Genomic DNA, 12,223 nt, shown 5'->3' on the forward strand with positions numbered 1-12,223 from the left:
GGACGGAGCCAGGATGACCGAACAGGAGCACGACGCGCTGCGCGGCCTGCTCGGCGCCTGGGCGCTGCGGGCCTGCCGGCCGGACGAGGCCGACGAGCTGGAACGGCACCTGGCCGCCTGCGCCGACTGCGCCGAGGAGGCCGGGCAGCTGCGCCGGGCGGCCGGCCGGCTGAGCGCGGACGACCCGCTGGACCAGCCGGACGGGCTGCGCCAGCAGGTGCTGGACTTCTGCCTGACCCGGCGGGCCGCCGGGCGCCCGCTGGCCAGTTGGGCGGCGCCGTACGCGGCCGAGACCGCCAAGCTGGACGCGCTGCTGCGCGACCTGGGCCGGGCCGAGTGGCAGGAGGTGGCCGAACTGCCCTGGCACGGCGGGGTGCTGCGGCTGCGACCGGCCGAGGTGCTGTGCCACCTGGCCGGGGTGGACGCGCTGCTGGCGCCCGCGCTGGGGCTGCCCGATCCGGCCGCACCACCGCCGGGCCGGGTGCCGGCCCAGGGCCCGCCGGCCCACCCGTTCGGCACCCTGCTGGAGCGCGGCGAGCGGCTGGCCGCCGAGCACGCCGGGGCGCCGCCGCAGCAGGTGCGCCAGCTCTGGCGCGACCAGTCCCAGGCGCTGCTGCGGCAGGCGGTGCCGCAGGCCGGCGAGCGGGCGGTGGACTACGGCTTCGCCAGCCTGCCGGTGCGCGACGCCTTCATCGACCGGGCCTTCGAGACCTGGATGCACGGCGAGGACGTGGCCCGGGCGGTCGCCTACCCGTACGCCCAGCCCTCCCCCTCGCACCTGCGGCAGATGGTGGACCTGGCGGCCCGGATGCTGCCCGGCGCGCTGGTCGGGCGGCGCCAGGCGGCCTACGCCGGCGGCGGCGTGCCGGCGGGGGCCGGGCGCACCCTGCGGCTGGTGATCGAGGGCCCGGCGGCCGGCCAGTGGCTGATCCCGCTGGACCCGCCGGCCGACGGTCCGACATCCGGGCCGGCATCCGGGCCGACGGCACGTCCGGTGGCCCCAGCGGTGTCCGAGCCGGTGGCCGAACTGGTGATGGACGGCGTGGAGTTCTGCCAGCTGGCCGCCGCCCACCGGGATCCGGAGCACCTGCCGGTGGGCGAGTACGGCGACCGGGCGGCGATCCGCGAGGTGCTGTCGGCGGTGCCGCTGCTCTCCCGGCCGTAGCCGGACCGGGGAGCCGTCAGGCGAAGACCACGGTGCGCGAGCCGTTCAGCAGCACCCGGTGCTCGCTGTGCCACTTGACCGCGCGGGCCAGCGCCTGGCACTCGACGTCCCGGCCGATCGCGACCAGCTGGTCCGGCGTCACGCCGTGCTGCACCCGGGCCACCTCCTGCTCGATGATCGGGCCCTCGTCCAGGTCGGCGGTCACGTAGTGGGCGGTGGCGCCGATCAGCTTCACGCCGCGGGCGTGCGCCTGGTGGTACGGCTTGGCGCCCTTGAAGCTGGGCAGGAAGGAGTGGTGGATGTTGATCACCCGGCCGGCCAGCGCCTTGCACAGGTCGTCCGAGAGCACCTGCATGTAGCGGGCCAGCACCACCAGTTCGACCTCCCGCTCCTCGACCAGCTCCAGCAGCTTGCGCTCCGCCTCCGGCTTGTTGTCCCGGGTCACCGGCAGGTGCACGAACGGGACGCCGTAGGAGCCGGTCAGCTCCTCGAAGTCGGTGTGGTTGGAGACCACCGCGACCACCTCGACCGGCAGCGCGCCGATCGAGCTGCGGAACAGCAGGTCGTTCAGGCAGTGCCCGAACTTGCTGACCATCAGCACCACCCGCATCCGCCGGTCGGCCGGGTGGATCGCCCACTCCATGCCGAACGAGGCGCCGATCGCGGCGAAGCTGGCCCGCAGGCTGTCCAGGCTGACCGGGGACTGCGCGGAGAAGTGCACCCGCATGAAGAACAGTCCGCCGCCGTCCAGGTCGCCGAACTGCTGGCTGTCCACGATGTTGCAGCCGGTCATGAAGAGGTAGCTGGAGACCGCGTGGACGATCCCCTGCCGGTCCGGGCAGGACAGGGTCAGTACGTACTGGGTCGGCTGGGCCGCGCTGTTCTGCTGCGCCACGCTCTCGGTCCTCACGTTCACTGGCGGCCGGGCCGCTGTCGGGTGCTGGGTGCGATGGGGGTTCAGCCTGGCACAGCCGTCAGCCGACCCGGGTCAGGATCCGCAGCACCTCCAGCGAGCGCGGCGGCCCGTCCGGGTCCTCCCCGTCGTTGCCGGCGAGCAGCTCGTGGGCGGCCCGGGCGGCGGCCACCGCGGCCGGCCAGTCCGGGTGGGCGAGGTAGGCGGCGGACGGTGCGTCAGCACCCACCTCGTGCAGGATCCGCAGCACCCGCAGCACGGCGGCGTCCACCAGGGCGGCCTCGGCGCCGTCCCGCACGATGGTGCCGACGTACTTCTCGGCCGACCAGCGGTCCAGCCAGCTGTCCTCGACCAGGCGGTAGACGGCGTCGGTCACGTCTCCGTAGCCGTCCCGTCCGGTCGCCCAGTACTGCTGCTGGAACTCGGGGTCGGCGAGCATGTGCAGGGCGGAGCGCAGTCGGGCGCGCCAGCGCCACCAGGGGAGGTCGTTGAGCGGCATGCCGCCCATGGTGCTGGAGCGGCGCCCCCGGCGAGAAGGGTTTCCGGGAGAGCCGTTGGAAGTTTCTGTGCTGACCGCCATGGGAGACGATCGTACGTTCCCGCCCGAAACCCCTCTACACGCGTCCACGCATTGAGTTCATCCCCTGTTTGCCGGTTGTTGCGGATCGTGCCCCTTCGTGGAGTGAACCGGCGGTGAGGCTGGTGCGCGACGCAGTCCGTTCCGGGGAAGGACCAGCTGTGACCACCGCCGTACCCAGGGCCGCCCGCCGACCGCGAAGGCCACTGGCCCTGGTCGCAGCCGCGGCCCTCGTCCCGGTCCTGCTGGCCGCGTCGGGCTGTGCCGGCAGCGCCACCGCGGCTGGGGACCGCGAGCCGCTCACCGTGCTGACCTTCGCGCCCTGGGGCACCGGCTCCGCCGACCGCCCCGGGATGCCGCAGCTGGCCACCGCGATCGGCGCCGAGGTGAACGCCGACGGCGGCATCGCCGGCCGCAGGCTCAAGGTGCTCACCTGCAACGAGCACAACACCGCGGACGGCGCCACGGCCTGCGCCAAGCAGGCGGTGGCCGCCGGGGCGATCGCCGTGGTCGGCTCCTACAGCCAGTTCGGCGACGCCTTCATGCCGGTGCTGGAGAACGCCGGAATCCCGTTCATCGGCGGCTACGGGCTCTCCGGGCCGGAGTTCACCAGCCCGCTCTCCTACCCGGTGGCCGGCGGCACCCCGGCGCTGATCGCCGGCAGCGGCCGCCAGCTGGCCGCGGCCGGCTGCCGGTCGGTCTCGCTGATCCGGCCCGACACCCCGGCCGGCGACACCCTGGTGGGCTCGCTGGTCGGCGCGCTCAGCCCGGCGGGGGTCAAGCTCAACGACGTCAAGGCGCAGGAGAGCTCCTCCGACTTCACCGCCGTCGCCAAGGCCGCGATCGGCTCCGACGCACCCGGCAACTGCATCACCGCCGCGCTCAGTTCGCAGCCGACGCTGACCCTGCTGGACTCGCTGCGCCGGCAGCCGCACAAGAACACCCGGCTGTTCTCGGTGATCGGCAGCTTCCAGCAGTCCGTGGTGGACTCCACCGGCGGCGACGCCGGGCCGCTCGGCGGGGCCTTCGCGGTGGGCTGGTTCCCGCCCGAGGCCTCCACGGTCTGGGACCAGCTGCGGGCCATCGTGCGGACCCGCGCGGCGGCCGACGCCAGCATCGACGACGCCGACCCCGGGGTGCAGACCACCTGGGTCGCCTACCAGGTGCTGCTGGCCGCCATCAAGCGGGTCCCGCAGGGCCGGGCGGTGGACAACCACTCGCTGCGCGACGTGCTGGACAGCGGCACCCCGATCGACACCGGCGGCGCCACCCCGCCGCTCGCCTGGGGCCTGAGCAACATGCTGGCCAGCGCCGACACCCCGCGCCTGGTGAACACCTCGGTGACCTTCCAGCAGGTCCAGGGCGGCCGGCTGGTGGAGCAGCAGCCCGGCTTCATCGACGTCCGCTGGGTGCTCACCAACGGACCCGCCCCCACCTCCACGCCGATCACCGGCTGACCGCCCGTCAGGGGGCTGCCCGTCCCGGCGCGGCCCCCTGACGGTGCCTCAGAGCTGCGAGTCGCCCAGGGTCGGCAGGTTGGCCTGGGTGGCGATGGCGTTCCAGGTCGCGGCGGCGGCCTTCTTCGCGGTGCTCGCCTGGCCGCTGGACTGGTCACCGGCCTGCCGGTGCGGGTTGTCGGCCTGCTTGGTGGGGTCGCAGCCGCCGGCCGCGTCCCCCGCCCAGGCGGCGTAGGCGTCGTCCGCGGCCTGCGAGGCCTGCCAGGCCTGGGTGAGCTGCTGCACCAGCGTCGGCCCGGTGGGCAGCTGGTCCACCTTGAGCGTGCTCAGCGAGGTCAGCAGCTGCTTGCGCTGCGCCGAGGCCTGACTGAGCGCCTGCTGGGCGGCACCCGGGTTGTCGCACTTGTTCACCGAGGCCACCGCCCCGATCACGGCCTGCCGGCTGCTGTTCGCCCCGCTCAGCAGGTTGGAGACGGCCTTCGCCTGGCCCTCGGCCCCCGCGCTGAGCGCGCCCGTGCCGCCGGAGCCCGCCGCGGCCGAACCGGTGCTGGTGGCCTTCGCGGTGGAGCCGGCGGCCGCCTTGTTGCTCTTGCCGCCGTCGCCGCCGCTGGACAGCACGCCGACCAGGATCGCCCCGATCACGCCGACCGCCACCAGGCCGCCGATCACCGCCTTGCGGGAGGGCCCGCCGCCGCCCCGGCGCGGCACCTCGGCCCGCCCGAGCTGGGTGGTGTGCTCGTTGACCGCCGGCTGCGCGTCGTAGCCGGCGAAGGACTGTCCCCCGGCCTGGGGGCCGGGAGGTGCCCCCAGCCCGCCGTACGACGGGCCACCGCCGAAGGACTGCTGCCCCCCGAAGGTCTGTCCCCCGGCCTGGGGGCCGGGAGGTGCCCCCAGCCCGCCGTAGGACGGGCCGCCGCCGAAGGACTGCTGTCCCCCGAAGGTCTGTCCCCCGGCCTGGGGGCCGGGAGGTGCCCCCAGCCCGCCGAACGAGGGCTGGCCGTAGTCGGGGCCCGCGCCCGGGTTCGGGTCGCTGGTCGGGTAGGGCGGCAGGTATTGGGTCTCCGGGGCCTCCGCGGCCGGCGCCGGCGCGGACTGCTGCTGCGCGGTCCAGGACTGCTGCGCGGGCGGCTGCTCGGTCCAGGACTGCTGGACCGGCGGCTGCTGGACGGGCGGCTGCTCGCCCCAGGTCTGCTGCGCCGGCACCCCGGGCGCGGCCGGTGCCGCTCCTGGCGGACCGGCCGGTGCGGCCGGCTCCGGGCGGAACAGGTCGTCCAGGTTGAAGTCACCGGAGTTGTACGAGCGGCGCTGGCTCAACGCGAATCCTCACCTGTGCACGGCCGTGGGCGCGCGGGCAGCGGCGATCGGGCGGTCCGGCGTGCGGACCGCCCGTGCTGTCTGTCCGGTAGGAGCACCCGGGCCTTCCTCGGTTCTTCCGCGCGCTTCACTGACGGCGGACCACTTCTGCTGGAGTTCCTCGGAACCTCGCGCCCACGCTACCGGTTCACCGCTTCGGGTGACCACGTGGGCGCCCGGCCCCGCGACTCGCGCACCGGTCCGCCGACGGACCGTCACGCCGCCTCCGCCTCCGCGCGCTGCTGGAACTCCCGCACCACCCGGTGGTCCCGGTACGGCTCCAGCCTGCGCCGGAAGTCGTCCAGGTACTCCACGCCCCGGTTGGAGCGCAGCCCGCCGAGCAGCCGCACCGCCTGCACCCCGGTCTCGCAGGCGCGTTCGATCTCGCGCTGCTGGAGCTGTGCGGTGGCCAGCAGCACCAGGTCCACGGCGCGCCGCCGCACCCGGCTGGCCGGGTGCAGGTCGAGGGCGATCCGGGCCTGCTTCTCGGCCTGCTTGCCGTGCTCCAGGTCGCGGTAGCAGTGCGCCAACTCGTCGGCCAGGTAGGCCTCGTCGAAGTGCGCGATCCAGTCCGGGTCCTCCTCGGGTTCGCGCCGCTCCATGGCCGCCACCGCCTTGGCGGCGACCAGCTCGCAGGACCGGGCGTCGCCGAGCAGCGCGTGGCCCCGGGCCTCGGCGGCGTAGAACATCGCCATCGCGGTCGGGGTGGCCACCGAGCGGGCGCCCTCCTGGGCGGCCCGGGCCAGTTGGGCGATCTCCCTGGGGTTGCCCAGGGTGGCCGCCAGGTGGCTCATCGAGGCGGCCAGCACGTAGCCGCCGTAGCCGCGGTCGTCGGCGGCCTGAGCCAGCCTCAGGGCCTGGATGTAGTAGCGCTGGGCGAGCCCGGGCTGCCCGGTGTCCACCGCCATGTAGCCGGCCAGCTCGGTCAACCTGGCCACCGCGGCGAACAGCTGACGCCCGGTCTCCTCGCGGTAACCACCCGTCAGCAGTCCGGAGACCACGCTGTTCAGGTAGTGCACCACCACCGGGCGCACGTGCCCGCTGCCGAAGCGGTGGTCCAGGTCCACCAGCATCTCGGTGGTGGCCCGGATCGCCGCCACGTCCGAGGGCCCGACCCGGGGCCCGCCGGTGCGCGCCACCACCGGGTCGGGCGGGGTGATCAGCCAGTCCCGGCTGGGCTCGACCAGCGCCGAGGCGGCCACCGAGGCACCGCCCAGGAAGTCCCGCCGGCTGACGTCGCTGCGCCACAGCTCGCAGACCTGCTCGACCGCCCCGCTGAGCGTGGCGGCGAACTGCAGGCCCACCCCGGAGGTGAGGTTCTTCCCGTCGGCCATGCCGATCTCTTCCACGGTGACCCCGCGGCCGAGCTTGCGCCCCAAGGCCTCGGCGATCACCGCCGGTGCCTGCCCGCGCGGCTGCTGGCCGCGCAGCCAGCGGGCGACGGAGGTCTTGTCGTAGCGCAGGTCGAGCCCGTGTTCGGCGCCGCACAGGTTGACCCGGCGGGCGAGACCCGCGTTGGAGCAGCTCGCCTCCTGGATCAGCTGCTGCAGACGCTCGTTGGGCTGTCGTGCGACGAGTGGTCTCGCGGCCATGGGCTTCGCCTCCCCAGCGCCCCCGGTTACGGCCGGCGGGCGTCGACTCTGCTGCTCTGGTGCCGGCCGACCGCTCGCGTACGGAGCCGAACGGCGTGCCGACTACCCGGCCAGTGAAGGAACTTGAGGCCAGGTTAGCGATCAACGACACCATCGGGATACCCATGCGCAGGACCTGTTCCCCATGCGCGCCCGGGAAAATGCTCCTGTGCGCCCCCGCTGCGCCCACCCCCGCCCGGACCGCCGCACGCCCACTGCGCGCAGGCCGGACGCCTCCCGGGCGCCATGTTCCGCGCCAGGGCGCGCCACCCACCGCCGGCCCGGCCCCGACTCCTCGCGATCACCGTTTCGAGTGACATTCCACAGCGCGGCGACCGCGCCGGGAGTCGGCCCGTAACCCGCCCCACCCCCGGTAGTTGAGCAGCACGTGGAAGAGACCCCAGGAGCCCCACCGACGGGCAGTGACGGCAAACCGATCCCCCCGCTGCTGATGGAGGCGGTCAGGTACGCGGAGGAGCGCCACTGGGAGGTCGTGCCCGGCACCCACCTGGTGGACGGCGAGGGTCCGCCGCGCTGCTCCTGCGGGGCGCCCGGCTGCCCCGTCCCGGGCGCCCACCCGCTGGGTCCGGACTGGCAGCAGCGGGCCAGCGCCGGCCCGGGCGTGGTCCGCCGCTGGTGGACCGAGCAGCCGCAGGCCTCGATCCTGCTGCCCACCGGCCGCTCGTTCGACGCGCTCGACGTGCCGGAGCGGGCCGGCTGCCTGGCGCTGGCCCGGATGGAGCGGATGGAGCTCCAGCTCGGCCCGGTGCTGGAGGCGCCCGCCCCGCCCGGGCAGCGCGGCCGCCGGCTGCTCTTCCTGGTGCTCCCCGGCACCCTGGTCAAGCTGCCGGAGCTGCTGCGCCGGCTCGGCTGGGCCCCCGGCCGGCTGGACCTGGCCGGGCGCGGCGAGGGCGACTACATCGTGGCGCCGCCGTCCCGGATCGGCCCCTACGGCTTCGCCCAGTGGGCCCGGCCGCCGTCCGCGCTGAACCGCTGGCTGCCGGACGCGACGGAGCTGATCAACCCGCTGGCCTACGCCTGCGGCCGGGAGGCCCCCGCGCCCCGACCGGCGCAGCCCGTCGCGGCGCCCGCGGCACCGGCGGCGCGCTGACGCGCCGCCGTCCGGACGGACCGTCAGGCCCCGTGGCGGGCCCGGAACTCCCGGGCCCGCCACGGTGCTTCCCGAGGCGGGCCGAAGGACGGGTCTACCCGGTCACCGGCCCGGCAAGCCGCTCGGACGAGTGACAGCGCGACAGGGTTGCCCCGGGTTGCCCGGGGGATGAATCACCGCGAGACGCGAAAAGCCCAAACCGAGACGAAAGGGGCGGATCTCACCGCGGATCTCACCAAGGACCGGGGGAGCGCCGAAGGGGACGCCCGGACGGGGAAGCCGGGCGGCGGCGGAGGGGGAATCGGGAGGGAGCGGGGGCGTTCGGGCCTGGCACGCGGGGACGTGCCGGGCCCGAACGGCATCCCCGGTCAGGCGCCGGCGCGACCACGCGCGCGCCGCGGCGCCGCGACCACGACTACGCGTGCGCCACGAAGACGTGCTGCGCGATGTCCTTGCCCAGCTCGGCCGCGTCCGCCCCGGTGCCCACCAGCACCCCGCCGCCGGCCGGCGCCACCCGCACCGTCGCCCCCGGCCGGATGCCGGCCCGGCGCAGCGTGCGCATCAGCTCCTCGTCGGTCTGGATCGGCTCGCCGATCCGGCGCACCACCACGTCGGCCCCGCCGTCGCCGGGCCGCAGCGCGTCCAGCGGAACCAGGGCGGCGTCGAAGCCCTCGCCCTCGGCCTTCATGTCACCGAGCTCGTCCAGGCCCGGGATCGGGTTGCCGTAGGGCGACTGGGTCGGGTGGCCGAGCATGCTGAGCACCTTGCGCTCGACCTCCTCGCTCATCACGTGCTCCCAGCGGCAGGCCTCCTCGTGCACCTGCTCCCACTCCAGGCCGATCACGTCGACCAGCAGGCACTCGGCGATCCGGTGCTTGCGCATCACCCGCACCGCCAGCCGGCGGCCGTCCTCGGTGAGCTCCAGGTGCCGGTCGCCCGCGACTTGGAGCAGGCCGTCGCGCTCCATCCGCCCGACCGTCTGGCTGACCGTCGGACCGCTCTGCTCCAGCCGCTCGGCGATCCGGGCGCGCATGGGGACGATGCCCTCCTCCTCCAGCTCCAGAATGGTGCGAAGGTACATCTCAGTGGTATCGATCAGCCCAGACATCGCCGCCGGCTCCGTTCCATCGGGGTCCTCACCGTCAATTCTGACGTACCGATCGGACAACCGGGTCCGCCGCGTACCGCTTCCCCGACGGTTTCGTCCCTGTTGACAGCGGGGCCGCACAGGCACCACGGTGCTCGCCGTAGCTTTCTCCACTGGCCTAGAGGGAAGAACGCGATGAACGACCTGGTCGGACAGTACTTCGAGGCCGCCGCGGCCCACCTCAAGCGGGTCGCGGAAGAGGAGGCCGGGTCCATCGACCGGGCCGCGGTGCTGCTCGCGGACGCGGTGGCCGACGGCCGGCGGATCTTCGCCTTCGGCGCCGGGCACTCCTCGCTGGCCGCCCAGGACGTGGTCTACCGGGCCGGCGGCCTGGCGGTGGTCAACCTGCTGAACGTGCCGGGGATGACCGGGGTCAACGTGATGCCCGCTCAGCTGGGCAGCGCGCTGGAGCGGGTCTCCGGGCTGGCCACCGCGACCCTGGACCTCACCCCGGCGACCGCGGGCGACCTGCTCTTCGTGATCTCGCTCTCCGGCCGCCAGGTGATGCCGGTGGAGCTGGCCGCGCACGCCCGCGAGCGCGGCCTGCGGGTGGTCGGGGTGACCTCGCTGGACTACCCGGGCAAGGTGAGCTCCCGGCACCCGTCCGGCAGCTACCTCAAGGACCACTGCGACGTGGTGCTGGACAGCAAGATCGCGGTCGGCGACCACGAGCTGACCCACCCGGCCGTGCCGACCGGCTTCGGCTCGGTCTCCACCGTCGTCACCAGCGCGCTGATGCAGGCCGTGGTGGCGAGCGCGGTCGGCAAGCTGGCCGACCGCGGCATCACTCCCCCGCTGTTCCGCTCCGGGAACGTGGACGGCGGCACCGACTGGAACGCCAAGCTGATGGCCGAACACGCGGACCGCATCTACTACTCCTTCTGAGCGAGCGGTTCTGGTCCCGTCCGAAAAGGCGCGTACTCACCCTGTGCCCGGGCCCGGCCACCGCCCATACTTCGTGCAGCGGACGACCACGCGGACACCGGGGGGGACGGGATGGCTGCCGGCTCAGGACCGACCGACCGGGTCCGGGAGGAGGAGCTGCTCCCGGAGCTGTTCCGGCTGGCCGACTCCGCCTCCGCGCTCGGCCAGCGCCTGGCCGTCACGCTGGCCCGCTGGCAGTTGGTGCTGCTGATCACCGCGGCGGCCGCCGGCGCGGTCGGCCGCCGGTCGGCCGACTGGCTCGCCGCCGCCGCCTGCCTGGGCGCGGCCGGCCTGGCCGCGCGGCTGGGCAGGCGGCAGCCGCAGGCGCTCTGGTACGAGGGGCGGGCCGCCGCCGAGTCGGTGAAGACCCTGGCCTGGAAGTACGCGGTGCGGGCCGACGCCTATCAGCCACCGCCGCAGCAACGGCAACAGCCGACCCAGGACGCCGAAGGCGCCTACCGGCGGCAACTGGACGGCCTGCTGGCGGGGTTCGGCGACGGCGCCGGCGGACCCGGCGCCGCGCTGCCCGCCGGTGCGGCCGGGGCGGCCGGGCCGGCCGCCGTCACCACCGCCATGCGCGAGCTGCGCGAGCAGCCGCTGGCCGTGCGGCGGGCCGTCTACCTGCGCGAGCGGGTGGCGGCGCAGCGCGACTGGTACCGGGCCAAGGCGGCCTACTGCGGCCGGGCCGGGCGGGCGACCGAACTGCTCGGCGTCGCGCTGCCGTTGCTCGGCCTGGCACTGGCGGTGTGCCGGGCGCTCGGCGCGCTGCCGGTGGACGCGCTCGGGCCGGTGGCCACGCTGGCCGCCGCGGTGACCGCCTGGGCGCAGCTGCGCCAGTACCGCCCGCTGGCCGCCGCCTACCGGCTGGCCGCCGGCGAGCTGGACCAGGTCACCGAGCAGCTCGGCCGGCTGGACCCGGGCGCGGCCGGCGCGGAGGAGCTGTGGGCCCGGCTGGCCCGGGACGCGGAGGACGCGGTCTCCCGCGAGCACACCACCTGGCAGGCCCGGCGCGAGCTCCGCCCCGATCACTGACCGCCGACCGCCGACCGCCTCTGGAGGAACTCTCGTGCAGCCTCGACTTGTCATGGCCGCAGATGGTCGGACCCTGGCCGTGCAGAGTTTCGGCGATCCCGCCGGGCGGCCGGTCTTCCTGCTGCACGGCACCCCGGGCAGCCGGGTCGGACCGACCCCGCGCCCGACCGTGCTCTACCACCTGGGGGTCCACCTGATCTCCTTCGACCGGCCCGGCTACGGCGGTTCGGACCGGCAGCGCGGCCGGCAGGTCGCCTCGGCCGCCGCCGACGTGCAGGCGATCGCCGACGAGCTGGGCCTGGAGCGGTTCGCCGTGGTCGGCCGCTCCGGCGGCGCGCCGCACGCGCTGGCCTGCGGGGCGCTGCTGCCCGGCCGGGTGCACCGGGTGGCGGCCCTGGTGGCGCTGGCCCCGCACGACGCCGAGGGGCTGGACTGGTTCGCCGGGATGACCGCGTCCAACATCCGCGACTACCGGGCCGCCGAGCGCGACCACCTGCGGATCGCCGCCACCATGGCGCAGCGGGCCCGGCGGATCCGGGACGATCCGGCCACCCTGCTGGCGGGGCTGCGCCAGGAGCTCTCCGGCAGCGACGCCTCGGTGGTCTCGGACGCCGGGATCCGCCGGATGCTGGCCCGCAACTACCGCGAGGCGTTCCGGCAGAACGCCGACGGCTGGATCGACGACGTGCTGGCCTTCACCACCGAGTGGGGCTTCAAGGTGCAGGACATCACCGCGGCCACCTGGCTGTGGCACGGCGCCGAGGACATGTTCTCCCCGGTCGACCACTCCCGCTGGCTGGCCGCGCAGATCCCCGACGCCACGCTCTTCCTGGAGCCGGGGGTGGCCCACTTCGGCTCGTTCCGGGTGCTCACCGCCGCCGTCAAGTGGGCGGCGGGAGCACCCGGCTGAGCG

The 12,223-nt window shown here is 75.0% G+C and carries 11 protein-coding genes; 6 read left to right on the forward strand and 5 right to left on the reverse strand.

Annotated elements, in window-relative coordinates; translation table 11 throughout:
• Positions 1–13 precede the first annotated feature (13 nt).
• The gene (locus FHX73_RS10965) at positions 14–1,165 is read left to right on the forward strand and encodes a maleylpyruvate isomerase N-terminal domain-containing protein (RefSeq protein ID WP_145904831.1); all 1,152 of its coding nucleotides are present in this window, start codon (positions 14–16) and stop codon (positions 1,163–1,165) included.
• A gap of 16 nt (positions 1,166–1,181) precedes the next feature.
• On the opposite strand, the gene purU is transcribed toward FHX73_RS10965, so the two are convergent.
• Both purU and FHX73_RS10975 read right to left on the reverse strand, forming a co-directional pair.
• Entirely contained in the window at positions 1,182–2,060 is an 879-nt protein-coding gene (purU, locus tag FHX73_RS10970) for a formyltetrahydrofolate deformylase (protein WP_246213459.1), read from the reverse strand.
• 79 nt (positions 2,061–2,139) lie between these two features.
• A complete protein-coding gene (locus tag FHX73_RS10975; protein WP_246213460.1) occupies positions 2,140–2,577 on the reverse strand; it encodes an SCO4402 family protein in 438 nt (145 codons plus the stop codon).
• Positions 2,578–2,816: 239 nt separating this feature from the next.
• On the opposite strand from FHX73_RS10975, the gene FHX73_RS10980 reads away from it, so the two are divergent.
• Positions 2,817–4,112, forward strand: a complete 1,296-nt coding sequence (locus FHX73_RS10980) for an ABC transporter substrate-binding protein (RefSeq protein WP_145904834.1) — start codon at positions 2,817–2,819, stop codon at positions 4,110–4,112.
• A 48-nt stretch (positions 4,113–4,160) separates the two neighbouring features.
• On the opposite strand, the gene FHX73_RS10985 is transcribed toward FHX73_RS10980, so the two are convergent.
• Positions 4,161–5,426, reverse strand: a complete 1,266-nt coding sequence (locus FHX73_RS10985; protein WP_145904835.1) for a hypothetical protein — start codon at positions 5,424–5,426, stop codon at positions 4,161–4,163.
• 254 nt (positions 5,427–5,680) lie between these two features.
• On the reverse strand, positions 5,681–7,057 hold the full coding sequence (locus tag FHX73_RS10990; protein WP_145904836.1) for an NsdA family TPR-like regulatory protein: 1,377 nt from the start codon (positions 7,055–7,057) through the stop codon (positions 5,681–5,683).
• A gap of 490 nt (positions 7,058–7,547) precedes the next feature.
• On the opposite strand from FHX73_RS10990, the gene FHX73_RS10995 reads away from it, so the two are divergent.
• Positions 7,548–8,207, forward strand: a complete 660-nt coding sequence (locus FHX73_RS10995; RefSeq protein ID WP_145904837.1) for a bifunctional DNA primase/polymerase — start codon at positions 7,548–7,550, stop codon at positions 8,205–8,207.
• Positions 8,208–8,622: 415 nt separating this feature from the next.
• Here the strand turns inward: FHX73_RS10995 and FHX73_RS11000 are convergent, their stop codons facing one another.
• Entirely contained in the window at positions 8,623–9,315 is a 693-nt protein-coding gene (locus tag FHX73_RS11000) for an iron-dependent transcriptional repressor DtxR (RefSeq protein ID WP_145904838.1), read from the reverse strand.
• Between the two features lie 174 nt (positions 9,316–9,489).
• On the opposite strand from FHX73_RS11000, the gene FHX73_RS11005 reads away from it, so the two are divergent.
• The 3 genes from FHX73_RS11005 (at position 9,490) to FHX73_RS11015 (ending at position 12,220) form a co-directional block, all read left to right on the forward strand.
• Positions 9,490–10,239 carry a sugar isomerase domain-containing protein gene (locus FHX73_RS11005; RefSeq protein WP_145904839.1) on the forward strand — a complete coding sequence of 250 codons (750 nt, stop codon included), beginning with the start codon at positions 9,490–9,492 and terminating at the stop codon, positions 10,237–10,239.
• 111 nt (positions 10,240–10,350) lie between these two features.
• Positions 10,351–11,310, forward strand: coding sequence for a DUF4231 domain-containing protein (locus FHX73_RS11010; protein WP_145904840.1), 960 nt, complete (start codon positions 10,351–10,353; stop codon positions 11,308–11,310).
• Positions 11,311–11,362: 52 nt separating this feature from the next.
• Positions 11,363–12,220 (forward strand): alpha/beta fold hydrolase, encoded by an 858-nt coding sequence (locus tag FHX73_RS11015; protein ID WP_145904841.1) that lies wholly within the window; start codon positions 11,363–11,365, stop codon positions 12,218–12,220.
• The last annotated feature ends 3 nt before the right edge of the window (positions 12,221–12,223 follow it).

The sequence above is a fragment of the Kitasatospora viridis genome (assembly GCF_007829815.1).
In the GTDB taxonomy this organism is placed as follows: domain Bacteria; phylum Actinomycetota; class Actinomycetes; order Streptomycetales; family Streptomycetaceae; genus Kitasatospora; species Kitasatospora viridis.